Raw genomic sequence first — 25,237 nt, 5'->3', positions numbered from 1 at the left:
GCGCGAGCCCACCACGACCCAGGGGGCGAACCGCCATGAACGTCTCGGCCCACGTCGACACCTTCGCGCGCGACCACCTCCCGCCACCAGAGCAGTGGCCCGAGCTGCGCTACGACCTGCCGGAGCTGCGCTACCCCGCACGGCTCAACTGCGCCGCCGAGCTCCTCGACCATCACGCCGACCCGGACCGCGTGGCGTTCCGTACGGCCGCCACGACCTGGACGTACGGCGAGCTGCGCGCCCACGTCGACCGGCTCGCGCACCTCCTCACCGGGGACCTGGGCATCGTCCCCGGCAACCGGGTGCTGCTGCGCGGCCCCACCTCCCCGTGGCTGGCCGCCTGCTGGCTGGCGGTGCTGAAGGCGGGCGCGGTCGCCGTCACCGTGCTGGCCCAGCAGCGTCCGCAGGAGCTGACGACGATGTGCGAGATCGCGCACGTGCGGCACGCGCTGTGCGACATCCGGGCCGTCGACGACCTCGCCAAGGCGGAGATCCCGGGCCTGCGGATCACGACGTACGGCGGGGACGCCCCGGACGACCTGCTGAGCCGTCCGGCGCCCGGGACGCCGTACCGGGCCGTGGACACCGCGGCCGACGACGTGGCGCTGATCGCGTTCACGTCGGGGACCACCGGGCGTCCGAAGGGGTGCATGCACTTCCATCGGGACGTGCTGGCGATCGCCGACACCTTCTCGCGTCACGTCCTGCGCCCCCGACCCGACGACGTGTTCGCGGGCAGCCCCCCGCTCGGCTTCACCTTCGGCCTGGGCGGGCTGGTCGTCTTCCCGCTGCGGGCCGGCGCCAGTGCGCTGCTGCTGGAGGAGGCGGGCCCCCGGCAGCTGTTGCCCGCGGTCGCCGCGCACCGCGTCTCCGTGCTGTTCACTGCCCCCACCGCCTACCGGGCGATGCTGGACGGGCTCGACTCGCACGACCTGTCGTCCCTGCGCCGGTGCGTATCCGCCGGGGAGAACCTGCCCGCCGTCACCTGGCGGGCCTGGCGGGAGCGGACCGGGCTGCCGATCATCAACGGCATCGGGGCCACCGAGCTGCTGCACATCTTCATCTCCGCCGCCGACGAGCACATCAGACCCGGCACGACCGGGCTCCCCGTACCGGGGTGGCACGCGCGCGTGGTCGACGAGGAGGGGCGGGAGAAACCCGACGGCGAGCCGGGGCTGCTCGCCGTGCGCGGGCCGGTCGGATGCCGGTATCTCGCCGACCCGCGGCAGGGGGAGTACGTGCGCGGCGGCTGGAACATCACCGGCGACACCTACGTCCGTGACGGCGACGGCTACTTCCGCTATGTCGCCCGCGCCGACGACATGATCATCTCCGCCGGGTACAACATCGCCGGGCCGGAGGTCGAGGAGGCACTGCTGCGGCATCCGGACGTGGTCGAGGCGGCGGTGGTCGGGCGGCCCGACGAGGCGCGCGGGCATGTGGTGGTGGCGTTCGCCGTCCTCAGGGAGGGCGCGGCGAGGGACGCGGAGGCGCTGCGGGCCTTCGTCAAGGGCGAGCTGGCGCCGTACAAGTGTCCGCGGGAGATCGTCTTCCTGGACGCACTGCCGCGCACGGCGACCGGGAAGCTCCAGCGGTTCCGTCTGCGGACCGGAGGTGACCAGCGGTGACGGTGACCAGCAGTGATGCCGACGACCTAAGATGATCAACGTGTCCGACCAGCATGCTCCACGGTCTCTGATCGTCACGCTCTACGGCGCCTACGGCCGCTTCATGCCCGGCCCGGTGCCCGTCGCCGAGCTGATCCGGCTGCTCGCGGCGGTCGGCGTGGACGCGCCCTCCGTACGCTCCTCGGTGTCCCGGCTGAAGCGGCGCGGCCTGCTGCTGCCGGCCCGCACCGCGCAGGGCGCGGCCGGGTACGAGCTGTCCGAGGAAGCGCGGCAGATGCTCGACGACGGGGACCGGCGCATCTACGCCACGGCGCCGTCGGAGGACGAGGGCTGGGTCCTCGCGGTGTTCTCGGTACCGGAGTCGGAGCGGCAGAAGCGGCACGTGCTGCGCTCACGCCTGGCTGGTCTCGGCTTCGGTACGGCGGCGCCCGGCGTGTGGATCGCCCCGGCCCGCCTGTACGAGGAGACCCGGCACACCCTCCAGCGGCTGCGCCTGAACCCGTACGTCGACCTGTTCCGGGGCGAGCACCTCGGCTTCGCGCCGACCGCCGAGTCGGTCGCCCGGTGGTGGGACCTGGCGGCGATCGCCAAGGAGCACGAGGCGTTCCTCGACCGCCACGCGCGCGTGCTGCACACCTGGGAGCGGCGGCCGGACACCCCGCCCGAGGAGGCGTACCACGACTACCTCCTCGCCCTGGACTCCTGGCGCCACCTGCCCTACGCCGACCCCGGTCTGCCCGCCCGGCTGCTCCCCGCGAACTGGCCGGGCGTGCGCTCGGCGGCGGTGTTCCTGAGGCTGCACGAGCGACTCAGGGACGCGGGGGCGGTCTTCGTCGAAGGGTGAGCGGCGGTGCGTCAACTCCCCAGTTCCAGCCGGGGCTTGGGTGCGTCCGTCCGGCCCGTCTGCGGTGGCCTGCTGCCCGCCCGGTACGGCGCGGGCCAGGCGACGCCCGGTCCGTCGTAGCCCTGCTCGGCGGCCGCGTGCAGGGTCCAGTGCGGGTCGTAGAGGTGCGGGCGGGCGAGTGCGCACAGGTCCGTACGCCCGGCCAGGATCAGCGAGTTGACGTCGTCCCAGGATGAGATCGCGCCGACCGCGATCACCGGGATGCCCACCTCGTGCCGGATGCGGTCGGCGAACGGCGTCTGGTACGACCGCCCGAACTCCGGCCGCTCCTCGGACACCACCTGCCCGGTCGACACGTCGATGGCGTCGGCGCCGTGCGCGGCGAAGGCGCGGGCCATCTCGACGGCCTCCTCGGCGGTGGTGCCGCCCTCGGCCCAGTCGGTGGCGGAGATGCGCACGGTCAGCGGCCGCTCCTCGGGCCACACCGCGCGCACGGAGTCGAAGACCTCCAGCGGGAAGCGCAGCCGTTTCTCCAGTGAGCCGCCGTAGGCATCGGTCCGTCGGTTGGTCAGTGGGGAGAGGAAACCGGACAGCAAGTAGCCGTGGGCGCAGTGCAGTTCGAGCAGGTCGAAGCCGACCCGTGCGGCCCGCCAGGCTGCGGACGTGAACTGCTCGCGGATGTCGGTGAGTTGGGCCCGGGAGAGCTGTCGGGGGACCTGGCTGCCCGGCTTGTACGGCAGTGGGGAGGCGGCCACCAGCGGCCAGTTTCCCTCGGGGAGCGGCTCGTCGATGCCCTCCCACATCAGCCTCGTCGAGCCCTTGCGGCCGGAGTGGCCGAGCTGCACGCCGATCGCGGTGCCCGGCGCCCGGTCGTGCACGAAGCGGATGATCCGGCGCCACGCCTCGGCCTGGCGGCCGGTGTAGAGGCCGGTGCAGCCGGGGGTGATGCGGCCCTGCTCGCTCACGCACACCATCTCGGTCATCACCAGACCGGCGCCGCCGAGCGCCCGGGCGCCCAGGTGGACGAGGTGGAAGTCGCCGGGGACGCCGTCGGTGGCCTCGTACATGTCCATGGGTGAGACGACGACCCGGTTGCGCAGGGTCAGGCCGCGCAGCCGGAACGGGGTGAACATGGGAGGCGTGCCGGGCGGGCAGCCGAAGGAGCGCTCCACGGCGGAGGTGAAGTGGGCGTCGCGCAGCCGGAGGTTGTCGTGGGTGACGCGTCGGCTGCGGGTGAGCAGGTTGAAGGCGAACTGGCGGGGCGGCTGGCGCAGGTACAGGCCGACGTTCTCGAACCACTCCAGGCTGGCGTGGGCGGCCCGCTGGGTGGAGGCGACGACCGGCTTGCGCTCCTGCTCGTAGGCCGTCAACGCCTCGGCCACAGTGGGCTGTTCGTCCAGACAGGCCGCCAGTGCGAGGGCGTCCTCGACGGCGAGCTTGGTGCCGGAGCCGATGGAGAAGTGGGCGGTGTGGGCGGCGTCGCCGAGGAGGACGACGTTTCCGTGCGACCAGCGCTCGTTGACGACCGTGCGGAAGGTGGTCCAGACGGAGTTGTTGGACTTCAGAGGGCGGCCGCCGAGGGCGTCGGTGAAGATCTTGGCGCATCGTTCGACCGACTCGCGCTCGTCCATCGCGTCGAACCCGGCCGCCCGCCACACCTCCTCGCGCATCTCGACGATCACGGTGGAGGCGCCGCATTGATTCGGTGGACCGGAGGCCCGCGTCGAGGGGTGGTGGTCGGGCGACGGGCGGGCGTAGGGGTAGCCGTGCAGTTGCATCACGCCGTGCTCGGTCTCGGCGATCTCGAAGCGGAAGGCGTCGAAGGCGAAGTCGGCGGCGAGCCAGATGTAGCGGCAGCGGTGGGTGGTGATCCGCGGCCGGAAGACCTCGGCGAAGGCTTCGCGGGTGGAGCTGTGCACGCCGTCCGCCGCGATGACGAGGTCGTACGTCTCCGCCAGCCATGCGGGGTAGGGCGCTTCCGTGGAGAAGCGCAGCTCTACGCCGAGGGAGCGGCAGCGGTCGTGGAGGATCTCCAGGAGGCGTTGCCTGCCGAGGGCCGCGAAGCGGTGTCCTCCGGAGGTGTGGCGGGTGTTGCGGTGGGTGATCTGGATGTCGTCCCAGCGGATGAAGTCCTGTTGGAGGGCCTGGTAGACCACTGGGTCGGCATGTTCGATGCCGCCCAGGGTTTCGTCGGAGAGGACTACTCCGAAGCCGAAGGTTGTGTCGGGGGCGTTGCGTTCCCAGACGGTGATTTCGCGGGTGGGGTCGAGGCGTTTGAGGAGGGCGGCGGTGTAGAGGCCGCCGGGGCCGCCGCCGATGATCGCTATCCGTTGGGGGTAGCTGGTCCTGTCGGGCGACTGCGGGCCGGATGTGGCTGGTCGCGCAGTTCCCCGCGCCCCTGAGGTGGATGCAGTCACCGTCCGCTCCATTTGGGAGGGCGCTTCTCGGTGAACGCCGCGTGGAACTCCGCGTAGTCGTCACCGTTCATCAGCAGGGCCTGGGTGGCGGCGTCCAGCTCGACCGCCGCCGCCAGCGGCATGTCCAGTTCCGCCGTGAGCAGGGCCTTCGTCTGGGCGTATGCCAAAGCCGGGCCCTCGGCCAGGCGGTGGGCCAGTCGGTGGGCGGCCTCGTCGGCTTGGCCCTCCTTCGTCAGTTCGCTGATCAGGCCGATGCGCTCGGCCTCGGGGGCCCGTACCGGGTCGCCCAGCATGAGGAGGCGGGTGGCGTGGCCGAGGCCGACCACTCGGGGCAGGAGGTAGGCCGCGCCCATGTCGCCGCCGGAGAGGCCTACGCGGGTGAAGAGGAAGGCGAAGCGGGCGGTGGGGTCGGCTACGCGGAAGTCGGCGGCGAGGGCGAGGACGGCTCCCGCGCCGGCCGCGACGCCGTGGACGGCGGCGATCACCGGGAACGGGCATTCCCGTACGGCCCGTACGACCTGCCCGGTCATCCGGTTGAAGTCGAGGAGCTGGGCGGTGTCCATGGACAGGGTCGCGCCGATGATCTCGTCGACGTCACCGCCGGAGCAGAAGCCGCGCCCCTCGCCGGCCAGCACCAAGGCGCGTACCGACCGTTCGCGGGACAGCTCGGCGAGCAGGTCGCGCAGGTCGGCGTAGGCGCCGAAGGTGAGCGCGTTGAGCTTGTCCGGGCGGGCCAGGGTGACGGTGGCGACGCCGTCGGTGTGCTCGACGCGCAGATGGTGCCAGTCGGAGGTGTGGGGGGCGGAGCCGGTGAAGGGACTCATGACGTGCGGCCTCCTCGGACGGTGGCGCGGGCACTGCCTCACAGGAGCTCTGTCCCACGAAGTTATCACTCCTCTGTGACTGTCGTCACGACTGCGCGATAGCGTCGTCACGATGTGGCCGAACCCCGTCAGATCGGCGACAGGGCGGTAACAGCGGGAGCGCTCGTGAGCGGCGGATCGTTGCCGTGGGTAAGCCGCCGGTACCGGGGTCGAGGGATTCCGGGACGGCGCCGACCGAGTCAGTCGGCCGGTTGCGCCGTACCATTCATAAAGTTGAAAGCAGGACAGCCTGCGCCATGAACGGACCCGCCTTGCAAGAACGCCCCTCCGCCCCCGCCTCCTGGCGCATCGCGCTGCCCCACTCCGCCGCGGCGGTCCCGGTGGCGCGCGCTCTGGTCCGTACGGCGCTGGCGGAGCTGGAGCACGGGGCCGACAGCGACACCGCGGAGCTGCTCACCGCGGAGCTGGTGGCGAACGCCGTGGAGCACACGGCCGGCCAGTCCCCCATAGAGCTCGTGGTGGAGCTGCTGCCGACCGGCTGCCAGGTCGAGGTGCACGATCCGGACCCGGCGCCGCCCGGCGATCTCACCCGCCCGCACGGCGGACCGCCCGACCCCTGGCAGGAGCACGGGCGCGGCCTGCTGCTGATCCGCGCCCTCAGCTCGTCCTGCGGCCACCGGCCCACGGAGACGGGCAAGGCGGTGTGGTTCAGGCTGCCTATGGTGCCGCATCAGCGGCGCCACCCGTAGCCGGCCCGCCGGAGTCCGTCAGGCGAGGGTCGCGACCAGGACCGCCTTGATGGTGTGCAGGCGGTTCTCGGCCTCGTCGAAGACGACGGAGTGGGCCGACTCGAAGACCTCGTCGGTCACCTCCAGGGAGTCCAGGCCGTAGGTCTCGTGGATCTCCCGCCCGACCTTGGTGCCGAGGTCGTGGAAGGCCGGAAGACAGTGCAGGAACTTCACGTCCGGGTTGCCGGTGGCGCGCAGGACGTCCATGGTCACGGCGTACGGCGCCAGGGCGCCGATGCGCTCGGCCCAGACCTCCTTGGGCTCGCCCATGGAGACCCACACGTCGGTGGCGACGAAGTCGGCACCCAGGACGCCCTCGCTCACGTCCTCGGTGAGGGTGATGCGGGCACCGCTGCCCTCGGCGAGCTTGCGGGCGTCGGCGACGACGTCCTCGGCGGGCCAGTACTCACGCGGGGCGGCGATCCGGACGTCCATGCCGAGCAGAGCGCCGGTGACCAGGTAGGAGTTGCCCATGTTGAAGCGGGCGTCGCCGAGGTAGGCGAAGGTGATCTCCGCAAGGGGCTTGGCGCAGTGCTCGGTCATGGTGAGCACGTCGGCGAGCATCTGGGTGGGGTGCCAGTCGTCGGTGAGACCGTTGTAGACGGGCACACCCGCGAAGGCGGCGAGTTCCTCGACGTTGGCCTGACTGTCCCCGCGGTACTCGATCCCGTCGTACATCCGGCCGAGCACCCGCGCGGTGTCCCGCACGGACTCCTTGTGCCCGATCTGCGAGCCGGAGGGGTCGAGGTAGGTCGTCGAGGCGCCCTGGTCGGCGGCGGCGACCTCGAAGGCGCAGCGGGTGCGTGTCGAGGTCTTCTCGAAGATCAGCGCGATGTTCTTCCCCCGCAGGTACGGCGTCTCCGTCCCGGCCTTCTTGGCGGCCTTCAGCTCGGCGGCCAGCTCGATCAGACCGCGGAACTCCTCGCCCGAGAAGTCGAGTTCCTTGAGGAAGTGGCGGCCGGCGAGGGCGGTCGGGACTGTCGCCATGGGGGCGCTCCAGGGTTACGGCAGGAACAAAGACCTTGGAACTCTATACGATACTCAGCATTTATATACAGGCACGGTCTCGCTATACGGGATCCCGTACCACCGGACAGCTCATGCAGCGCGGCCCTCCCCTCCCCCGCCCCAGTTCGCTGCCGGGGATCTCGATCACCTCGATACCCTGCTTGCGCAGATGGGTGTTGGTCGTGGAGTTGCGTTCGTAGGCAATGACGACGCCCGGCTCGACGGCCAGGACGTTGCAGCCGTCGTCCCACTGCTCGCGCTCGGCCGCGTGCACGTCCTGGGTCGCGGTCAGCACCCGGATCTCGCTCAGCCCGAGGGCGGCGGCGATCGCGCGGTGCATGTGCTCCGGCGGGTGGTCGGTGACCTTCAGTTCCTTGTCGCCGGCGCCCGGTTCGATGGTGTACGAGCGGAGCATGCCGAGCCCGGCGTACTGGGTGAAGGTGTCGCCGTCGACCATGGTCATCACGGTGTCGAGGTGCATGAAGGCGCGCGCCTTCGGCATGTCCAGCGCCACGATCGTCTGCGCGGAGCCCGCCGCGAACAGCTTGTGGGCGATCATCTCCACGGCCTGGGGCGTGGTGCGCTCGCTCATGCCGATCAGGACCGCCCCGTTGCCGATCACCAGCAGGTCCCCGCCCTCGATGGTGGAGGGGTAGTCGGCCTGCCCCCTCGACCACACGTTGAACGTTTCCTCGCGGAACAGCGGATGGTGCCGGTAGATCGCCTCGAAGTGCACGGTCTCGCGCTGCCGGGCCGGCCAGCGCATGGCGTTGATGGAGACGCCGTCGTAGATCCAGGCGGAGGTGTCCCGGGTGAAGAGGTGGTTGGGCAGGGGGGCGAGCAGGAAGTCGTCGAGCTCCATCACGTGGAACCGGACGGAGGTCGGCTCCGCGTGCGCGTCGAGGAACTCCCGCTTGGTCATCCCGCCGACGAGACTGTCGGCCAGCTCGGGCGCGGGCATCTCCTCGAAGGCGGCTCTGAGGTGGTCGGTGGCGAGCGGCCCGTACTCCTTCTCGTCGAAGATCCGGTCCAGGACGAGCGATCTGGCCTCCGGGATCTCCAGGGCCTCGGCGAGCAGGTCCCCGAAGAGATGGACGGCGACACCGCGGTCGCGCAGCACGTCGGCGAACCCGTCGTGCTCGGCGCGCGCCCGGCGCACCCACAGCACGTCGTCGAAGAGCAGGGAGAACTTGTTGCTCGGGGTGAGCCTCTTGAGCTCGAGATCGGGCCGGTGCAGGATGACGCGGCGCAGCCGCCCGGCCTCGGAGTCGACTTGGAATCCCATGCCTCCATCCTGACCACAGGGCGGCCTCTTCACCCACTGCACGGAGGGTTCCGGGACAGCTTGTTTTCGTCTCACCGACGACAAGAAGGAGGACGCGCGTGTGGTCGGGATCCTGATGAGCACCCGGGGTCTCACCGAACTCATCGCGCTCAACGCGGGACTGGAGGCAGGGCTGGTGAGCACGCAGCTCTACTCGGTGCTGGTCTTCATGGCGCTGACCACCACGGTCCTCACCCAGCCGTTGCTCGAGCTGGTCCGCCGCACGGGTCGACGGGAGCGCACCGGCCGGGCCCCGCGGGCCGTGGCCGACGGGACCGCGCGCCCCTGGGCGGACATCGGCTGACGTCCACCCGGGCGGCGATCTCATCTGCTCACAGGCGGGGGTCCACCGGCTCCGACTCCAGGGCCAGTACGCCGAACACCGCCTCGTGCACCCGCCACAGCGGCTCGCCCTCGGCCAGCCGGTCCAGGGCCTCCAGTCCGAGCGCGTACTCGCGGATCGCCAGGGAGCGCTTGTGGTTCAGGAAGCGCCGGCGCAGGCGAGCCAGGTTGTCGGGGCGGGTGTATTCCGGACCGTAGATGATCCTCAGGTACTCGCGGCCCCGGCACTTGATGCCGGGCTGGACCAGACGGCCGTGCTCGCTGCTGCGGACCAGCGCGCCAAGTGGCTTGACGACCATGCCCTCGCCGCCCCGGCCGGTCATCTCCAGCCACCAGTCGACGCCCGCCCGCACCGACTCCGGATCGCCGGTGTCGACGTACAGGCGCCGGGTTGTCTGGAGCAGGCCGCTCGCGTCGTGCTCCACCAGCCGGTCGAGCAGGGCGAGCTGCTCGTCGTGGGGCAGGGCGGCGAGGCTGCGGCCCTGGACGGCGAGTATCTGGAACGGGGCCAGGCGGACGCCGTCCAGGCCGTCCGTGGTCCAGCAGTAGCGCCGGTACGCCTCCGTGAACGCGGCAGCGTCCGACGCCCGTTCGCGCTGGCGGGCCAGCAGGTCGGACACCTCGACGCCGCGGGCAGCGGCGCCCTCCAGCGCGGCCAGCGCGCCGGGGAACACCGCTCCGGACGCGGCGCCCACCGCCGCGTACTGCGAGCGCAGCAGCCCGGAGGCCTTCAGCGACCACGGCATCAGCTCGGCGTCGAGCAGCAGCCAGTCCGTGTCGAGTTCGTCCCAGAGGCCGGCCTCGCCGATCGCCGCCCGCAGGCGGCCGAGGATCAGCTCCGTCACCGCCTCGTCGTCGAAGAACGGACGGCCCGTGCGCGTGTAGATGGACCCGGTGGGCGCCGTGGGGCCCTCCACGCCGAAGCGCTTGCGGGCGGCCTCCGCGTCCCGGCAGACCAGGGCGACCGCCCGCGAGCCCATGTGCTTCTCCTCGCACACGACCCGCTCGACGCCGTCCTCCTTGTACTGCGCGAACGCCTCCTCCGGGTGCTCCAGGTAGCCGTCGACACGCGAGGTGGCGGTCGGCGCCATGGTCGGCGGCAGGTACGGCAGCAGCCGCGGGTCCACCGCGAAACGGCTCATGACCTCCAGGGCCGCGGCCGCGTTCTCCTCCCGGACCGACACCCGGCCCGCGTGCCGGGTCTCGACGACCCGGCGGCCGTGCACGTCCGCGAGATCCAGCGGCCGCCCGTCCTGCCCGCCGGGCGCCTCCGCCTTCAACGGCTTCGTCGGCTCGTACCACACCTGCTCGGCCGGTACGTCGACCAGTTCGCGCTCCGGCCAGCGCAGCGCGGTCAGCTTGCCGCCGAAGACGGCGCCGGTGTCCAGGCAGATCGTGTTGTTGAGCCAGGTGGCCTCCGGGACCGGGGTGTGGCCGTAGACCACGGCCGCCCTGCCCCGGTAGTCCTCGGCCCACGGGTAGCGCACGGGCAGGCCGAACTCGTCGGTCTCGCCGGTGGTGTCGCCGTACAGGGCGTGCGAGCGGACCCGGCCCGAGGTACGGCCGTGGTACTTCTCCGGCAGACCGGCGTGACAGACGACCAGTCGGCCGCCGTCGAGGACGTAGTGGCTGACGAGCCCGTCGATGAACTCCCGTACCTGCTTCTTGAACTCCTCGCTCTCGCCCTCCATCTGCTCGATGGTCTCGGCGAGGCCGTGCGTGTGCTGGACCTTGCGGCCCTTCAGGTAACGCCCGTACTTGTTCTCGTGGTTGCCGGGCACGCACAGCGCGTCGCCCGACCCGACCATCGACATCACGCGGCGCAGTACGGCGGGGCTGTCGGGGCCGCGGTCGACGAGGTCGCCGACGAAGACGGCCTGGCGGCCGTCCGGGTGGACGCCGTCGACGTAGCCCAGCTTGTCGAGCAGCGACTCCAGCTCGGAGGCGCAGCCGTGGATGTCGCCGATGATGTCGAAGGGGCCGGTGAGGTGGGTCAGGTCGTTGAAGCGCTTCTCGGTGACGACGGTGGCGTTCTCGACATCCTCCACACCGCGCAGGACGTGGACCTTGCGGAAGCCCTCGCGCTCCAGGTGCCTGAGGGAGCGGCGCAGTTCGCGGGTGTGGCGCTGGATGACCCGGCGGGGCATGTCGGCCCGGTCGACGCGTGCCGCGTTGCGCTCGGCGCACACCTCCTCCGGGACGTCGAGCACGATGGCGATGGGCAGCACGTCGTACTGTTTGGCCAGGTCGATCAGCTGTCGGCGGGCGTCCTGCTGCACGCTGGTCGCGTCGACGACCGTGCGCCGGCCCGCCGCGAGACGCTTGCCCGCGATGTAGTGCAGGACGTCGAAGGCGTCCCGGGTCGCGCTCTGGTCGTTCTCGTCGTCGGAGACGAGGCCCCGGCAGAAGTCCGAGGAGATGACCTCGGTGGGCTTGAAGTGCTTGCGGGCGAAGGTGGACTTGCCCGAACCGGAGGCGCCGACGAGGACGACGAGGGAGAGGTCGGTGACGGGGAGGATCCGCCCCTGCTTCTGGGAAACGTGAGTCTCGGTCATGCTGCCTTCGCCTCCTTCGCGTTCACGTTCTTGATGGCGAACACGGCCATCTGCGTGGGCGGGCCCACCTCGGGGTCGTCCGGTCCGACCGGCACGAACTCCACGTCGTAGCCGTGCCGTTCGGCCACCGATTCGGCCCAGGTGCGGAACTCCTCGCGTGTCCACTCGAAGCGGTGGTCACCGTGCCGGACGTGCCCGGCCGGGAGGCTCTCCCAGCGGACGTTGTACTCGACGTTCGGGGTGGTCACGAGGACCGTGCGCGGGCGGGCCGAGCCGAACACCGCGTACTCCAGGGCGGGCAACCGCGGCAGGTCGAGGTGCTCGATGACCTCGCTGAGCACGGCGGCGTCGTAGCCCTTGAGCCGGTTGTCGGTGTAGGCGAGCGAGCCCTGCATGAGCTTCACGCGGGAGGCCTGCCGCTCGCCCATCCGGTCCAGCTTCAGGCGCCGGGAGGCGATGGTGAGCGCCCGCATCGACACGTCCACGCCGACGATCTCGGTGAACCGGACGTCCTTCAGCAGCGCCTGCACCAACTGGCCCTGTCCGCAGCCCAGGTCGAGCACCCGGGCGGCGCCGGACGCGTGCAGCGCGGCGACGATCGCGTCCCGGCGCTGCACGGCGAGCGGGGTGGGCTTCTCCTCGGTCTCCGCCTCGGCCTCAACCGCGTTGTCGATCTCCTCGACCTCGCTGTCGTCCGCCTCCGCGAGCCGCACCAGTTCCAGCCGCTCCATGGCCTGCCGGGTCAGCGACCAGCGGCGGGACAGATACCGGCTGGTGATCAGCTTCTGCTCCGGGTGGTCGGGCAGCCAGCCCTCACCGGCACGCAGCAGCTTGTCGACCTCGTCGGGGGCGACCCAGTAGTGCTTGGCGTCGTCCAGGACGGGGAGCAGCACGTAGAGGTGGCGCAGCGCGGCAGCGAGGGTGAGGTCCTCGGACTCCAGGACGAGGCGTACGTAACGGGACTCGCCCCACTCCGGGAACTTGACGTCCAGCGCCACGGGCTCGACGGTGACCGCCCAGCCGAGCGGCTCGAAGAGCTTGCGTACGAGGTCGGGGCCGCCCCGGGCGGGCAGCGCGGGCACCTCGATGCGCAACGGCAGCGGCTGCTCGGCGCGCTCGGGCCGGGCGTTGCACACGCCCCGCATCGCGCTGGAGAACACGCCGCTCAGCGCGACGGCGAGCAGTGAGGAAGCGGCGTACGGGCGGTCGTTGACGTACTGCGCGAGCGCCGCGTCCGGGGCGCCGCCCCGGCCCTTGCCCTTGCCGCGCCGGACCAGTGCCACCGCGTCCACCTCCAGCAGCAGCGCCGCCGTGCAGCGCTCGGCGTCCGCCTCTGGGTAGAGGACGTGCGCCTTGCCGTAGGAGGTGGAGAACGCCTGCGCCTTCTCGGGATGCTTGTGCAGCAGGAAGCCGAGGTCGGTCGCGGGGCGTTCGGGGGTGCCGGCGGTACTGATGGTCAGGAACATGCGGAGGGCCCCTCCGGCGGGTCGATGTCGTGGACGAGTTCGCTGGTGCCGTGCGCGCGAAAGCCCCCAGGACGGTGATCCTGGGGGCTCGGCAGGACGACTCGTCCTACGATCGCACACCCCGGCCGACCGGCGCTTTCGTTTAATCGAGCCCGTTGTTCGGGCCTACTCCTCCGGGATCTTCCAGGGGCTCACGCCCAGCTTCCCGGTGGTGCCGAGGTCGAGGTGCGGGGTGACCGTCACGGGTGCGGCGCCGGGCTTCGCCACGACCCGGACGTAGGGGGCGTTGACCGGGGTGCCGAACTGGGTGGTGTTGCGCCACTGGATGACGGACCGTGCGCGCTCGCCGGGCTTGAGGGTGACGAGCCGGGGCGGGGCGTCGGCTCCGGGGTCGGCTGCGATGCCGCCGCTGCCGTGCAGGATCTTCACTCCGTCGACCTGCTTGTGCTCCTCGTCGAGGAGCGTCAGTTCGGGATAACCCTCGATCTTGTACGCGCGGGTCCCGCAGTTCTCCAGCCACAGCCCCACGACCCGCAGCCCCATGGCCGCGTCGCCCTGGTCCGCCGTGACCCGGATCCCGGAGGACGGGCACGCGCCCGGGTCGGCGGGCGCCTCGTCGGCGGGGACGCTGGTGACCTCGGAGACCTTCACCTGGGTCACGGAGGACGCACCCGACATCACCGACCCCATGTCGACGCTCCGGCGCACCGTCTTGCCCGGGGCGACATCGCGCACGGTCTCCCGCTTGTTCGTCATCACCCCGCCGCTGGAGGAGATGAAGTCGAACAGGATGCTGTACGTCCGCGCCTCGGCGCCGTCGTTGCTGACCTCGTAGGTGGCGGACACCTCAGGGGCGGCGGAGACCGCGTAGTCGGGGGCGGCGCGCGACGGGATACGCAGGGCGACGATCCGCACGCCGTCCTTGCCCGGGTCGGAGACCGGCGTCTGCCCGGCGGGCACGCCGCTGCCTCCACTTCCGGCACTCGGTGAACCGGCGTTTTCGGATCCGCATCCGGCGACCAGCAGGACGGCGGCGAGGGCGGGGAGTAAGCGGGTGGCTCTTCGCATCCGGCCACCTCATCAGCGCGGGACCCCTCCCACTGTGGCGGAGGCCATAGTTCCGGTCACAGGCCTGTCACAGAGGGGGCGATTCCCGGTCGGCGGGGCCCCACCGACCGGGAATCGCCCGTGGCGCGGTGCTACGACAGCTGCGACTGGACCTGGGCGGAGATCAGCTCCAGGTGGTCGAGGTCGTCCAGGTCGAGGATCTGGAGGTAGATCCGCCGGGAGCCGATCTCCGCGTACCGGCCGATCTTCTCGACGACCTCGGCGGGGGTGCCGGCCAGACCGTTGGCCTTCAGTTCGTCGACCTCGCGGCCGATGGCGGCGGCACGGCGGGCGACCTCCTGGTCGTCCTTGCCGACGCAGGCCACCAGGGCGTTGGAGTAGACGAGTTCGTCGCCGCTGCGGCCGATCTCCTCGGCGGCCGCCCGGACCCGACCGAACTGGCGCTCGCTGTCCTCGACGGAGCAGAAGGGCATGTTGAACTCGTCGGCGTAGCGGGCGGCGATCCGTGGGGTGCGGGTCGCGCCCTGGCCGCCGATCAGGACCGGGATCTTCTTCTGCGCGGGCTTGGGCAGCGCGGGCGAGTCAGTGAGGTCGTAGTACGTGCCGTGGAAGTCGAAGGTCTTGCCGGCCCCGGTCTTCCACAGCCCCGTGACGATCGCCAGCTGCTCTTCGAGGCGGGCGAACTTCTCCTTGGGGAACGGTATGCCGTACGCGGTGTGCTCCTCCTCGAACCAGCCAGCGCCCAGGCCGAGTTCGACCCGGCCGCCGGACATCTGGTCGACGCCGGCGACCTGGATGGCGAGCACGCCGGGCAGCCGGAAGGTGGCGGCGGTCATCAGCGTGCCGAGCCGTATGCGCCGGGTGTCGCGGGCGAGGCCGGCCAGGGTGATCCAGGCGTCGGTGGGGCCGGGGAGGCCGTCCACGGAGCCCATCTTCAGATAGTGATCAGAGCGAAAGAAGGCGTCGAACCCGAGGTCCTCGGTGGCCTTGGCCACGGTGAGCAAGGTGTCGTAGGTGGCCCCCTGCTGGGGCTCGGTGAAGATGCGCAGATCCATGCCTTCCATCCTGCATCCCGTCCCTCGCGTCAACCCCACCGGTCCCCCGCGCCCCCGCGCTCCCCGGTCGGGTGAATCGGGTCCACCGGGCACACGGGCAGTGCCCCGGGCCAGTGACCGGGTTCGGCGGTGATCGTTGGTCGGGCGGAGCCGGACCGCCCGGCGCCCGCGCCCGGCTGGTCAGCGCCGGGGCGTCACCCGCATCGGCCTCCACGGAGGGGCCAGGCCGAGGAGGCCGTACATGTCCGGGATGTCCGAAGAGACCGTGCCACAGCAGGGCGGGGGCCCGGCGGGGCAGCCGAGGGGACTGCTGCAGCAGATGGAGGAGCTGATGGCGGCGCTGAACGCGGACCTGTCGGCGTTGGACGCGGATCTGCAGTCGGCCGGGGGATCGGGACGGGCGCCCGGTGAAGAGGGCGAGTAGCAAACAGCCCCTCCGGCGTTTCTCGAGGAGCGGGGGGTCCAGGGGGCAGAGCCCCCTGTGACGGCCGGTCGAGCGGGTCCGGCCTCACCGCTCCGGCAGTACCTGATCCCGGTCCGCCAGCTTGCGCAGCATCTCCAGGACACGGTCCCGCGACTCGTCCGCCGCGTCGATCGCCTCCATGCACTGCCAGTACGTGCCCTCGTCGTCCGCTGCGCTGGCGACGCCGACGAGGGCGATGCCGACCTCGCCGAGGAGGCCGCCGAGGCCGAGGAGGGCTCGGCGGGCGTCGTCGAGGGCGGTGAGCTGGGCGGCGCGCAAGTCCCCGGGATCGAGGGCCGGCGCGTCCAGCACACCGCAGCCTCTGCCCGCCAGTTCGGTCAACCCCAGTGCCTCGCCGCGCAGTTCGGGCGGACCGGAGACCGCGAGCCGACTGCCTATCGCCTGTGCCAGGGCCTGCGCCTGCCACACCTCCGCCAAGATCTCCGGCACGTCCCGGCTGCCCGCGAGGGCGAGCCTGCTCGTGAGAATGAGCCGCACAGCGTCCATGCGCCGCCCCCGTCTGTCCCGACGCGCTTCTCGCACGTCCGCCCGAACACCCTTGTCAACTACCCAGAGTGAAGGCGTGTGGGACAAAAAGCCAGAGGAAGGGGGAAATCTGCGGACAACAAATCGGTTTCGGTCGGCTTTTTGAACACGGAGCGTGATAGTGGACCGGGTGGCTCCCCCGCACTACGGTGCCGGGAACCTCCGCTCGTTACGGTCGATCTTCGCGTCCAGTGCCGCCAGCGGATCGATGCCGAGCACGGTGCACAGTTGCAGCAGATACGCGAGCACGTCCGCGACCTCGTCGGTGACCCGGTGCGCGGTCTCGGGGGCGTCCATGACGCGGGCCGACTCCTCGGGCGTCAGCCACTGGAAGATCTCGACGAGTTCGGACGCCTCCACGCTGAGGGCGGCGACGAGGTTCTTGGGGGTGTGGTACGGCTGCCAGTCGCGGGCGGCCGCGAAATCGGCCAGCCTGCGTTGCAGCTTCGCCACGTCGCGGTGTTCTGTCACGGGTTCAGGTGTACCACCGTGACGCCGTCCGCCCCGGCGGCCCAGGAGGCGTCGCTCACCGCGCCGACGAGGCGGATGTGGCCGCGGTCGCACATCCGTGCCGCGAGCCGCAGCAGTTCGCCGCGCTGGCGTACGTCCAGGCACCGGTCGAAGCCGTCGGCGAGCACGGTGAGCGTCTGCAGGGCGGCGGGCACCTCGCCGGCCGGGTCGACCTCCAGCACGCCCGGGCCGGTGAGCAGGGTCAGCGCGAGGGCGACGTAGCGCAGTTCGCCGTCGCCCAGCCGTCCCAGCGCCGTGCGCGTGCCGTCGCCCCGGTCGAGCAGTGCGCGGATCCTGCCGTCGCCGAGGGGTTCGGCGTGTACGTCGACGATCTCTCCGGTGCAGCCGGCCCGTACGGCGGCTACGAGCTGGGCGTACCGTCGGCCGCACTCGGCGCGGGTGCGCCACAGGACGTCGGCGAGGTTGTCGCAGCCGCCGAGCAGGCGTCCGGAGCCGGTGGGGACAGGGATGCGCATACGGGCGGGGCGGGGGTCGCAGGCGAAGACGGAGCGCAGGGCGACCACCATCTGTTCGGCGGCGGCGAGCACCCGGCGCTGTCCGCCGGTGCGGCCGGCCACGCGTAACGGGAGCAGCGCGGTGCCGAGCCGGTCGTCGGGCAGGGTTGCCCGGGTCACCGGTGACGAACCGCCCGTGTACCAGGCGGCCTGCACGCCCCGCCGACCCGGGTCGCACAGGGCGGTCTCGAGCAGCACCAGCCCGTCGGCCGTCAACCGCTCGCCCGCGAGCCGCAGGTGGGGCTCTGCCTGCACGGCCACGTCCAGCCGGACGGGCCCCTCGGGGCCGTCGGCCGTACAGCCGATCCGGAAGCCGCGTCGGCGCTGTCCGTCGGGCCGGGCCCGGTCCGGGACACAGGCGACCGGATCGGGGAACGTCTCCCCGAGCTCGGCCCCACCGCCGAGCCGCGCCAGCGCCGCGTAGGCCCGCAGTGCGCTCGTCTTGCCACTGCCGCTCGGCCCGGCGAACAGCGTCAGCGGCCCCAACGGAAACCCGGCCCGCCGATGCCCGGCGAAGGCGGACAGCCTCAGCTCGGTGATCCGGGGCCGGTCGGGGTGCCCCTCGGCCACCGCTGCGGGCACCGAAGGCGAGGGGGACGGGGGCACGGACGTGGACGGCGAGACCATGCCCGGACCGTAGGCCGCCGCCCCAGGGCCGAACCGTTCCGCCCAGCCACGGTTCCCACGAACGAGCGACCACGCGGGTTGCCGAACACATGGGCGGACCCGTTGCCCGGCACACCGGTTCCGCCCGCACGCACCCAGCGCGCCGGACGGCGGCCGCCCTCACACCCCCGGCATCCCCGCCCCCTCCATGAGCCCGCTGACCTCCGTGCCCGGTGGGGTCAGGAGGAACACGTTGCGGTCGACGCGGTGCATGCCGCTGGCCAGGCCGAAGACGACGCCGGTGCTGAAGTCGAGGACGCGTTTGGCGACCTCGGTCTCCGCGCCGGTGAGGTCGAGGAGGACCGGGATGCCCGCCATGAGGGTCTCGGCGACCTCGCGGGCGTCGGCGAACACGTTGACGCGGAGGACGACGAAGCGCCGACGGGTCTCCGTCTCCGCTTCCGGGAGGGTGCGGTGGCCGACGGCGGACGGCCAGGCGTCCCGGCCCCGCAACGGCACGACCTGGGCGAGCCCTTCCCACTGCTCATCGGTGACGTCGTAGCGGTTCACCGGCTCCCCCCGAACTGACTCGCCTTCAATGCCTGCACCAGCCAATTCTTACGCCAAGTCACCCGTTCAGCCCAACAGCGACACGGTGCGCGACCGTCACAGGGGCCGCATCGCGTCACGCCTTACCCCCCTCACACCGGACTCTTCACCTTAGACGGCAACCCGCTCACCGGCCCCGATTACCGTCCGGTGGCGTGCAGTTGGCAGAGAAACGGGCGCAGACGCAGCCGGTGACGCCCGCCCGACGGATCCGTCCGATGCCGTCCGTCGTCGTGGAGGAACCGGCCCCCGCGCAGTGGCACCGCGTCCTGACCCTGCTCGCCGACGTCAGTCTGTTCGTCGGGACGCGTTCGGTGTGGACACAGGCGGCCACCCACCGGCTCCCCGTGGCCGCGGTCATCTCCGTCTGCTACGCCTCGATCCTGGTGTGCGGCGTGCTCACCCTCGTGGTGCGCGGCGCCCGCTCGCTGGCACGCCTCGACCTGTGCGTGCTGGTGACGGCCGTGACGCTCACCCTGTGCGCGTGGATCATGCTGCACAGCGGCGGCGACGAAGCGGACCTCACCACCCAGGCGGCACGGGAGCTGATCGCGGGCCACGCCGTCTACGGGCAGCCGTGGCCCTGGCTGTTCGGCCACGGCGTCGCCCTCACCCCGACGGTCTCCGGCGGCTACGACTTCACCTACGGCTATCCACCCCTGGCCCCGCTGCTGACGGTGCCGCTGCTGTGGCTGGGCCACGGCGGCGCCCCGGCGACGGCCGTGAGCACCGGGGCGCTCATCGTGGCCACCGTGGCGCTGTGGCGGATGCTGCCGGTGCCGTGGCGGTCGGCGGCGACCATGGCGTGCCTGGGCTTCGCCTTCCTCCCGTCGTACGGGCGACTCGGCTATCCGGCGATCCTGGCCCTGGCGCTGCTGGTGCCGGTCGTGGTGCGGTGGCCGCGGATCGGGCGGGGCGGGCGGCTCGGCCCGGACGGCATCGCGCGGGCGGCGTGTCTGGGGGCGGCGTGCGCGGCGCAGCAACTCCCCTGGTTCCTGGCACCGTTCCTGCTGGCCGGGATCTACGCGGTGCGGCGGGGGGAACTGGGGCCACGGGCGGCCGGGGCGGTGGTGCTGCGGGTGCTCGCGGTCGCCGTCACCGTGTGGGTGCTGATCAACGCGTACTTCGTCGTGCGCGAGCCGCGGACCTGGCTGGAGGGCGTCGCGCTGCCGCTGACGCAGGGCGCGGTGCTGCACGGCCAGGGCCTGGTCGGCGTCTCCCTGTACCTGACGAACGGCGGGGACCGGCTCGACTGGTACTCCCACGCGAGCATGCTGCTGGCCGCGGGGCTGCTGGCGCTGTTCGTGCTGTTCGTCCGCCGCCTGGGGCCCGCGGCGACCGTGCTGCCCTGGTGCGCGTTCTACGTGGCGACCCGGTCGCAGGACGGCTACTACCTGATGATGACGCCGCTGTGGCTGGCGGCCGCCGTCACCGCGCCTCTTCAGGAGTTCGCCGGCGCGTGGCAGCCCCGCCCGCGCCTGCTGTCCGGGCCGCGCCGACCGGCCCGGCCGGCCGCGGCGCTGCTCACTCTGGTCCCGGCGCTGGTGAGCGCGGCGGTGGCGGTGACGGGGTCGCCACCGCTGCGGATGCAGGTCGTGGCGGTGCGCCGGGCCGGGCCGGGCGCCGTCTCCCAGGTGGCGCTCCAGGTCACCAACACGGGAGGGCGAGCACTGGCGCCGCACTTCACCCTCACCACCGGGCAGGGCATGGACCCGTACTGGTCGATCGCCGCGGGCCCGGCCGCGCTCCCCGCCCATGCGACGGCACGCTATGAACTGCGGCCGCCCTCGGGGAGGTTCGGTCTGCCCCGGCCGGGCGTGCGGATCAGGTTGCGTGCCTTCACGGCCGACCCGCAGACGTTGTCGAGCACGGACGTGCGAGGGGCCCTGGAACCCTCGGGGTGACGTACGTCAGGCCGGCGTACGGGTGAAGCGGAGCGTTGTGGTGACCGCCGTCAGACCACGCATCATGCCGAGCTGGTTCCAGTCCAGCCCGAACTGCGCGCGGTCGACGGTGAGTTCCGCCTGCAGCGTGAGCGCGTCGGCGTCCGACTGCGCCAGGCGGGCGGTCAGGGTCTGCGGGCGGCTGATGCCGCGCACGGTCAGCTGGCCGACGACCTGCACGGTGGAGTCCGCGCGGAGCTCGGCGCTGCGGACCGCGAAAGTGATCTCGGGGTGGTGGTCGGTGTCGAAGAAGTCCGCCGACCTCAGGTGGGTGTCGCGCTTGGCGTGCTTGGTGTCGAGGGAGGCGGCGTCCAGGGTCAGGGTGCCGACGGCGGACCCGTCGGACCTGACCTCGCCCTGGCCTGCGACGCCGGTGAAGGTGCCCTTCACGTCGCGGACAGCCACAGCCTGCGCATGACCCGGATCGCGGAGCTCCTCGGCCGCCCCAAGACGCGGCTCACCTACCAGATCGCCTGCCTCCAGCACGCCGGCCTGGTCACCCGCCGGTCGGTCTGCGGCGACAAGCGCGGCGTCGAGGTCGCCCTCACCGCCAAGGCCCGTCAGCTGCTGGAGGAGACCTCCGGGCCCCTCGCCGAGACGGTCACCCAGGCACTGGAGAAGTTCACGGGCCCGGCCCAGCGGGAGGCGGTGTCGGCGCTGCTGCCGGACCCCGCTGCGGGCTGCCCGGCACCCGTACCGCCCGTGGCGGAACGCTGAGGTTGCCCGCCCGGCCGCCGGGGTACCCGGCGCCTGCCGTGCCCCGGGCGCGGTCGTCGTTCGTTGCCGGGCTTTCGCAGGAGGACTCCATGGGCGCGCCGAGCCTGCCCGATCCCGTCGTTCGCCCCTCGGCCGCTCCTCCGGTGGACCCGGCGGCACTGGCGCGGGCGCTGCGCGACCGGGTGGACGGGGAGGTGCGGTTCGACGCCGGGAGCCGGGCCGCGTACGCGACGGACGCCTCCAACTTCCGCCAGACACCGATCGGCGTGGTCGTCCCCCGGACACCCGAGGCGGCCGCGGAGGCCGTCGCCGTCGCCCGGGAGCACGGCGCGCCCGTGCTGTCGCGGGGCGGCGGGACGAGTCTGGCCGGGCAGTGCACCAACACGGCCGTGGTGATCGACTGGTCCAAGTACTGCCACCGGCTGGAGTCCGTGGACGAGGACGCCCGCACCTGTGTCGTCCAGCCCGGCATCGTGCTGGACGAGCTCAACCGGCGGCTCGCGCCCACCGGACTGCGCTACGGCCCGGAGCCCGCCACCCACGCCAACTGCACGATCGGCGGCATGATCGGCAACAACTCCTGCGGCGCCACCGCACAGGCGACGGGCAAGGTCGTCGACAACATCGCCCGCCTGGAGGTGCTGCTGTACGACGGCACCCGCTTCTGGTGCGGCGAGACCGGCGACGAGGAGTACGACGAGATCGAGAAGCACGGCGACCTGCGCGCCACCGTGTACCGGCAGTTGCGCGCCCTGCGGGACACCTACGCCGACGAGATCCGCCGGCGCTACCCGGACATCCCGCGCCGGGTCTCCGGCTACAACCTCGACTCGCTGCTCCCCGAGCACGGCTTCGACGTCGCCGGACTGCTCGTCGGCAGCGAGTCGACGCTGGTCACCGTCCTGCGGGCGGAGCTGGAGCTGGTGCCGGTGGTGAAGGAACGGACGCTGGTGGTGCTGGGGTTCGAGAACATCGACCGGGCCGCCGACGCCGTACCGGCGATCCTGCCGTACGAGCCGATGGCGCTGGAGGGCGTCGACGCGCGGCTGGTCAGGGACGAGCGGATCAAGCGGATCAACACCAAGGCGCTGGCCGAGATGCCGGACGGGAACGCCTTCCTGATGGTGCAGTTCGGCGGGGACACCGTCGAGGAGGCCGACGAGCGGGCGCACCGGATGCTGGACGGGCTCGACGAGAGCGAGCACGACCCGGAGGTCGCGTTCCTCGACCAGCCCGCCCACGAGGACGAGTTGTGGCAGGTGCGCGAGGCCGGTCTCGGCGCCACCGCGCACATCCCGGACAAGCCCGACACCTTCGAGGGCTGGGAGGACTCCGCGGTCCCGCCCGACCGGCTGGGCGACTATCTGCGCCGACTGCGGGGCCTGTTCGAGGAGTTCGGCTACCAGAGCGACACGGGGCCCAGTCTGTACGGCCACTTCGGGCAGGGCTGCGTGCACACCCGTATCCCCTTCGACCTGTACTCCGCCGACGGTGTGGCGACGTATCGCCGGTTCATGGAGCGGGCGGCCGATCTCGTCCTGGAGTTCGGCGGGTCCTTCTCCGGGGAGCACGGGGACGGGCAGAGCCGGGGCGAGCTGCTGCCGCGGATGTTCGGGGACGACCTGGTGGAGGCGTTCGGGCGGCTCAAGGCGGTGTTCGACCCGCTGGACCGGATGAACCCCGGGAAGGTGGTGGCGCCGTACGGGCTCGACGAGAACCTGCGGCTCGGCGCCGACTGGGCGCCGTACGACGAGCGGGAGCTGCACTTCCGGTTCCCGCACGACGGGAACTCCTTCGCGGAGGCCACGAACCGGTGCGTCGGGGTGGGCAAGTGCCGGCAGCACACCAACGACGGCGGTGCGGTGATGTGCCCGTCCTACCAGGTGACCCGGGAGGAGGAGCACTCCACGCGCGGGCGGGCCCGGCTGCTGTTCGAGATGGTCGACGGGCACGGCGACAGCGCGATCCGGGACGGCTGGCGGTCGGAGGCGGTCCGGGACGCCCTCGACCTGTGTCTGGCCTGCAAGGGGTGCAAGAAGGACTGCCCGGCCGACGTCGACATGGCCACGTACAAGGCGGAGTTCCTGTCCCACCACTACGAGGGCCGTCCCTGGCGCAGGCCCCGCTCGGACTGGTCGATGGGCTGGCTGCCGGCGGTGGCGCAGGTGGTGGGCCGCGCCCGGCTCGGGCCGGCCGTGAACGCCCTCACCCGCACGCCGGGCCTCGCGCGGGCCGCCACGGCGGTCGCGGGCGTCGAGGACCGGGAGATGCCGCTGTTCGCGGCTCGGACTCTCCAGCGGTGGCACCGGCGTCACGTCCCGCGGGGCGACGGCTCCCGCGGGACGGTGATGCTGTGGCCGGACACGTTCACCAACTCCTTCCACCCGCACATCGGCCAGGCGGCGGTCCACGTGCTGGAGGAGGCGGGCTGGCGGGTGGAGATCCCGCAGGAGCCGTTGTGCTGCGGCCTCACGTGGATCTCGACCGGCCAACTGGCCACCGCCGAGCGCGTCCTGACCCGAACCGTCCGCCGTCTCGCCGGGCATCTGCGGGAGGGCGGTCTGCTGGTGGGCCTGGAGCCGAGCTGTACGGCCGTCTTCCGTTCCGACGCCGGTGAGCTGTTCCCCGGCGACCGTGACGTGCGCAGGCTGAGCAGCCAGACGGTGACCCTCGCCGAGCTGCTCACCGAGCACAGCCCCGGCTACGAACCGCCGCAGGTCCCCGCCCACGCGGCCCGTGCCCTCGCCCAGGTCCACTGCCACCAGCACGCGATCACGGGCTGGGACGCCGACCGTGAGCTGCTGCGGCGCGCCGGAGTCGACGCCGAACAGCTGGAGTCCGGTTGCTGCGGCCTGGCCGGCAACTTCGGCTTCGAACGCGGCCACCTGGACGTCAGCGAGGCCTGCGCGGAACGCGTCCTGCTCCCCCGCCTGCGCGAGGCCGACGCCGGCACGGTCGTCCTCGCCGACGGCTTCAGCTGCCGCACCCAGATCCACGAGTTCGACAGCGGCGGCCACGAGGCCGTCCACCTCGCCGAGCTGCTGGCCACCGCACTCCCCCACACCCCCGCCAGCGCCTACGCCACCGCCCCGAACGCCCGCCCCACGCCCCCCGGCCGCACGGCCCGCGCCCTCGCCGTCGCGGGGGCGGGGCTGGTGGGTGCGGGAGCGGCAGCGGGGCTGGGCGGGGCGGTGCGGCGGAGGTTGGGGCGCTGAGCGTGCCGGTCAGGCAGCCCCCCTGGCCTCTGGGCCGGGCCCCTCCGCCTCGGCCAGGAGATCCGTCAGGGTCGCGCGGGCGCGGGCCACGCGGGAGCGGACCGTGCCGACGGGGCAGCCGCCGGCCTCGGCCGCCTCCGCGTACGGCACACCGAGGAGCTGCGTCATGACGAACGCCTCGCGGCGCTCCTCGGGCAGCGCGGCGAGCAGGTCGAGCAGCACGACCCCGTCGTCGAACCCCGGCAGGCCGCACGGCTGCGCCCGCTCGACCGCCGCCTGCCAGTCCGGCACGTCGGCGGGGCGGGGCCGCGCGGACGCGTACCGGTAGCTGTCGATCACCGCCCGGCGGGCGATGGACAGCAGCCAGGTGCGCGCCGAGGAACGGCCCTCGAAGCGGTGCAGGCTGCCCAGCGCCCGCAGGAACGTGTCCTGGGCCAGGTCGTCCACCGCCTCGGGGTCGGCGCAGAGGTGAGCGACGTAGCGCAACACGTCCCGGTGCAACGCCCGCACGAAGTGCTCCCCGGCGGTACGGTCGCCGCCGCGGGCGGCAAGGGCCCACGCGGTGATGGAGGCGTCACGGGACTGTGCCTCCTCCATGTCGGACTCGCTCTTCTTTGCCCTCGCGGCGTTCTCCGGGGCCGTCGGCAGGACGGTAGCGATCACCTGGGGTCCTTCTCGGTCGTCCCGGGGGCGGGCCGGCCCGGGTGTGGGCACGGCGGTCCGCGGTCCGGGAGTGGGGAGGCGGCCGTACGACGTCCGTGGTGGGCGTACGGCCGAGGCCCGAGGCGCACAGG

21 protein-coding genes and 1 pseudogene are annotated in these 25,237 nt (G+C 72.3%); 8 read left to right on the top strand and 14 right to left on the bottom strand.

The window, feature by feature from the left end; genetic code table 11:
• Positions 1–35: 35 nt before the first annotated feature.
• Complete coding sequence (locus AC067M_RS15500; RefSeq protein WP_478697506.1) at positions 36–1,628, top strand: AMP-binding protein; 1,593 nt, start codon at positions 36–38, stop codon at positions 1,626–1,628.
• Between the two features lie 31 nt (positions 1,629–1,659).
• The gene (locus AC067M_RS15495; RefSeq protein WP_478697505.1) at positions 1,660–2,472 is read left to right on the top strand and encodes a PaaX family transcriptional regulator; all 813 of its coding nucleotides are present in this window, start codon (positions 1,660–1,662) and stop codon (positions 2,470–2,472) included.
• Positions 2,473–2,483: 11 nt separating this feature from the next.
• Here AC067M_RS15495 and AC067M_RS15490 read toward each other — a convergent pair whose 3' ends face one another.
• The gene (locus AC067M_RS15490) at positions 2,484–4,901 is read right to left on the bottom strand and encodes a bifunctional salicylyl-CoA 5-hydroxylase/oxidoreductase (protein ID WP_478697504.1); all 2,418 of its coding nucleotides are present in this window, start codon (positions 4,899–4,901) and stop codon (positions 2,484–2,486) included.
• On the bottom strand, positions 4,886–5,713 hold the full coding sequence (locus AC067M_RS15485; RefSeq protein WP_478697503.1) for an enoyl-CoA hydratase family protein: 828 nt from the start codon (positions 5,711–5,713) through the stop codon (positions 4,886–4,888). Before AC067M_RS15485 ends, AC067M_RS15490 begins: the two co-directional genes overlap by 16 nt.
• A 296-nt stretch (positions 5,714–6,009) precedes the next feature.
• On the opposite strand from AC067M_RS15485, the gene AC067M_RS15480 reads away from it, so the two are divergent.
• Positions 6,010–6,462, top strand: coding sequence for an ATP-binding protein (locus tag AC067M_RS15480; RefSeq protein ID WP_478697502.1), 453 nt, complete (start codon positions 6,010–6,012; stop codon positions 6,460–6,462).
• An 18-nt stretch (positions 6,463–6,480) separates the two neighbouring features.
• On the opposite strand, the gene argF is transcribed toward AC067M_RS15480, so the two are convergent.
• Both argF and AC067M_RS15470 read right to left on the bottom strand, forming a co-directional pair.
• The gene (argF, locus tag AC067M_RS15475; protein WP_478697501.1) at positions 6,481–7,488 is read right to left on the bottom strand and encodes an ornithine carbamoyltransferase; all 1,008 of its coding nucleotides are present in this window, start codon (positions 7,486–7,488) and stop codon (positions 6,481–6,483) included.
• A gap of 82 nt (positions 7,489–7,570) precedes the next feature.
• Positions 7,571–8,794: an arginine deiminase gene (locus tag AC067M_RS15470; RefSeq protein ID WP_478697500.1), complete on the bottom strand. Its 1,224-nt coding sequence runs from the start codon at positions 8,792–8,794 to the stop codon at positions 7,571–7,573.
• A 100-nt stretch (positions 8,795–8,894) separates the two neighbouring features.
• Here AC067M_RS15470 and AC067M_RS15465 point away from each other — a divergent pair, with 100 nt between their 5' ends.
• The gene (locus AC067M_RS15465; RefSeq protein ID WP_478697499.1) at positions 8,895–9,137 is read left to right on the top strand and encodes a hypothetical protein; all 243 of its coding nucleotides are present in this window, start codon (positions 8,895–8,897) and stop codon (positions 9,135–9,137) included.
• 28 nt (positions 9,138–9,165) lie between these two features.
• Here AC067M_RS15465 and AC067M_RS15460 read toward each other — a convergent pair whose 3' ends face one another.
• The 4 genes from AC067M_RS15460 to AC067M_RS15445 all read right to left on the bottom strand — a co-directional run bounded on the left by AC067M_RS15460 (position 9,166) and on the right by AC067M_RS15445 (position 15,319).
• Positions 9,166–11,730 (bottom strand): polynucleotide kinase-phosphatase, encoded by a 2,565-nt coding sequence (locus AC067M_RS15460; protein ID WP_478697498.1) that lies wholly within the window; start codon positions 11,728–11,730, stop codon positions 9,166–9,168.
• Complete coding sequence (locus AC067M_RS15455; protein WP_478697497.1) at positions 11,727–13,196, bottom strand: 3' terminal RNA ribose 2'-O-methyltransferase Hen1; 1,470 nt, start codon at positions 13,194–13,196, stop codon at positions 11,727–11,729. The genes AC067M_RS15460 and AC067M_RS15455 overlap by 4 nt, the downstream gene beginning before the upstream one ends.
• A gap of 165 nt (positions 13,197–13,361) precedes the next feature.
• Entirely contained in the window at positions 13,362–14,264 is a 903-nt protein-coding gene (locus AC067M_RS15450; RefSeq protein ID WP_478697496.1) for a DUF4232 domain-containing protein, read from the bottom strand.
• 131 nt (positions 14,265–14,395) lie between these two features.
• Positions 14,396–15,319, bottom strand: a complete 924-nt coding sequence (locus AC067M_RS15445; protein WP_478697495.1) for an LLM class F420-dependent oxidoreductase — start codon at positions 15,317–15,319, stop codon at positions 14,396–14,398.
• A 241-nt stretch (positions 15,320–15,560) separates the two neighbouring features.
• Between AC067M_RS15445 and AC067M_RS15440 the strand changes: the two genes are divergently transcribed.
• Positions 15,561–15,743, top strand: a complete 183-nt coding sequence (locus AC067M_RS15440) for a hypothetical protein (RefSeq protein ID WP_478697573.1) — start codon at positions 15,561–15,563, stop codon at positions 15,741–15,743.
• Positions 15,744–15,827: 84 nt separating this feature from the next.
• On the opposite strand, the gene AC067M_RS15435 is transcribed toward AC067M_RS15440, so the two are convergent.
• The 4 genes from AC067M_RS15435 to AC067M_RS15420 form a co-directional block, all read right to left on the bottom strand.
• Complete coding sequence (locus tag AC067M_RS15435) at positions 15,828–16,289, bottom strand: DUF6099 family protein (RefSeq protein ID WP_478697494.1); 462 nt, start codon at positions 16,287–16,289, stop codon at positions 15,828–15,830.
• Between the two features lie 183 nt (positions 16,290–16,472).
• Entirely contained in the window at positions 16,473–16,799 is a 327-nt protein-coding gene (locus AC067M_RS15430) for a nucleotide pyrophosphohydrolase (protein ID WP_478697493.1), read from the bottom strand.
• Positions 16,796–17,980: an AAA family ATPase gene (locus AC067M_RS15425; protein WP_478697492.1), complete on the bottom strand. Its 1,185-nt coding sequence runs from the start codon at positions 17,978–17,980 to the stop codon at positions 16,796–16,798. The genes AC067M_RS15430 and AC067M_RS15425 overlap by 4 nt, the downstream gene beginning before the upstream one ends.
• Before the next feature lie 159 nt (positions 17,981–18,139).
• Positions 18,140–18,529: a cell division protein SepF gene (locus AC067M_RS15420; protein WP_478697491.1), complete on the bottom strand. Its 390-nt coding sequence runs from the start codon at positions 18,527–18,529 to the stop codon at positions 18,140–18,142.
• A gap of 257 nt (positions 18,530–18,786) precedes the next feature.
• On the opposite strand from AC067M_RS15420, the gene AC067M_RS15415 reads away from it, so the two are divergent.
• On the top strand, positions 18,787–20,472 hold the full coding sequence (locus AC067M_RS15415; protein ID WP_478697569.1) for a hypothetical protein: 1,686 nt from the start codon (positions 18,787–18,789) through the stop codon (positions 20,470–20,472).
• A gap of 6 nt (positions 20,473–20,478) precedes the next feature.
• Here AC067M_RS15415 and AC067M_RS15410 read toward each other — a convergent pair whose 3' ends face one another.
• Entirely contained in the window at positions 20,479–20,916 is a 438-nt protein-coding gene (locus AC067M_RS15410; RefSeq protein WP_478697490.1) for a YceI family protein, read from the bottom strand.
• 3 nt (positions 20,917–20,919) lie between these two features.
• Between AC067M_RS15410 and AC067M_RS15405 the strand changes: the two are divergent.
• Positions 20,920–21,228 (top strand): annotated as a pseudogene (locus tag AC067M_RS15405) (MarR family winged helix-turn-helix transcriptional regulator); the annotation flags it as partial.
• An 89-nt stretch (positions 21,229–21,317) separates the two neighbouring features.
• Positions 21,318–24,443, top strand: coding sequence for an FAD-binding and (Fe-S)-binding domain-containing protein (locus AC067M_RS15400; protein WP_478697489.1), 3,126 nt, complete (start codon positions 21,318–21,320; stop codon positions 24,441–24,443).
• A 9-nt stretch (positions 24,444–24,452) separates the two neighbouring features.
• Here the strand turns inward: AC067M_RS15400 and AC067M_RS15395 are convergent, their stop codons facing one another.
• Positions 24,453–25,106: a sigma-70 family RNA polymerase sigma factor gene (locus AC067M_RS15395; protein WP_478697488.1), complete on the bottom strand. Its 654-nt coding sequence runs from the start codon at positions 25,104–25,106 to the stop codon at positions 24,453–24,455.
• Positions 25,107–25,237 lie beyond the last annotated feature (131 nt).

It is taken from the genome of Streptomyces sp. NPDC043427 (genome assembly GCF_056436655.1).
The sequence above is the reverse complement of the archived record's forward strand: the minus strand, read 5'-3'. Positions and strand labels throughout refer to the sequence as shown.

Bases quoted from the DNA above. Each gene is read 5' to 3' on its own strand.
- AC067M_RS15425 (WP_478697492.1), bottom strand. From the start codon at position 17,980: ATGGTCTCGCCGTCCACGTCCGTGCCCCCGTCCCCCTCGCCTTCGGTG.
- AC067M_RS15470 (WP_478697500.1), bottom strand. From the start codon at position 8,794: ATGGGATTCCAAGTCGACTCCGAGGCCGGGCGGCTGCGCCGCGTCATC.
- AC067M_RS15435 (WP_478697494.1), bottom strand. From the start codon at position 16,289: ATGGACGCTGTGCGGCTCATTCTCACGAGCAGGCTCGCCCTCGCGGGC.
- AC067M_RS15485 (WP_478697503.1), bottom strand. From the start codon at position 5,713: ATGAGTCCCTTCACCGGCTCCGCCCCCCACACCTCCGACTGGCACCAT.
- AC067M_RS15415 (WP_478697569.1), top strand. From the start codon at position 18,787: ATGCCGTCCGTCGTCGTGGAGGAACCGGCCCCCGCGCAGTGGCACCGC.
- argF (WP_478697501.1), bottom strand. From the start codon at position 7,488: ATGGCGACAGTCCCGACCGCCCTCGCCGGCCGCCACTTCCTCAAGGAA.
- AC067M_RS15440 (WP_478697573.1), top strand. From the start codon at position 15,561: ATGTCCGGGATGTCCGAAGAGACCGTGCCACAGCAGGGCGGGGGCCCG.
- AC067M_RS15460 (WP_478697498.1), bottom strand. From the start codon at position 11,730: ATGACCGAGACTCACGTTTCCCAGAAGCAGGGGCGGATCCTCCCCGTC.
- AC067M_RS15450 (WP_478697496.1), bottom strand. From the start codon at position 14,264: ATGCGAAGAGCCACCCGCTTACTCCCCGCCCTCGCCGCCGTCCTGCTG.
- AC067M_RS15490 (WP_478697504.1), bottom strand. From the start codon at position 4,901: ATGGAGCGGACGGTGACTGCATCCACCTCAGGGGCGCGGGGAACTGCG.
- AC067M_RS15445 (WP_478697495.1), bottom strand. From the start codon at position 15,319: ATGGATCTGCGCATCTTCACCGAGCCCCAGCAGGGGGCCACCTACGAC.
- AC067M_RS15455 (WP_478697497.1), bottom strand. From the start codon at position 13,196: ATGTTCCTGACCATCAGTACCGCCGGCACCCCCGAACGCCCCGCGACC.
- AC067M_RS15495 (WP_478697505.1), top strand. From the start codon at position 1,660: ATGATCAACGTGTCCGACCAGCATGCTCCACGGTCTCTGATCGTCACG.
- AC067M_RS15480 (WP_478697502.1), top strand. From the start codon at position 6,010: ATGAACGGACCCGCCTTGCAAGAACGCCCCTCCGCCCCCGCCTCCTGG.
- AC067M_RS15400 (WP_478697489.1), top strand. From the start codon at position 21,318: ATGGGCGCGCCGAGCCTGCCCGATCCCGTCGTTCGCCCCTCGGCCGCT.
- AC067M_RS15500 (WP_478697506.1), top strand. From the start codon at position 36: ATGAACGTCTCGGCCCACGTCGACACCTTCGCGCGCGACCACCTCCCG.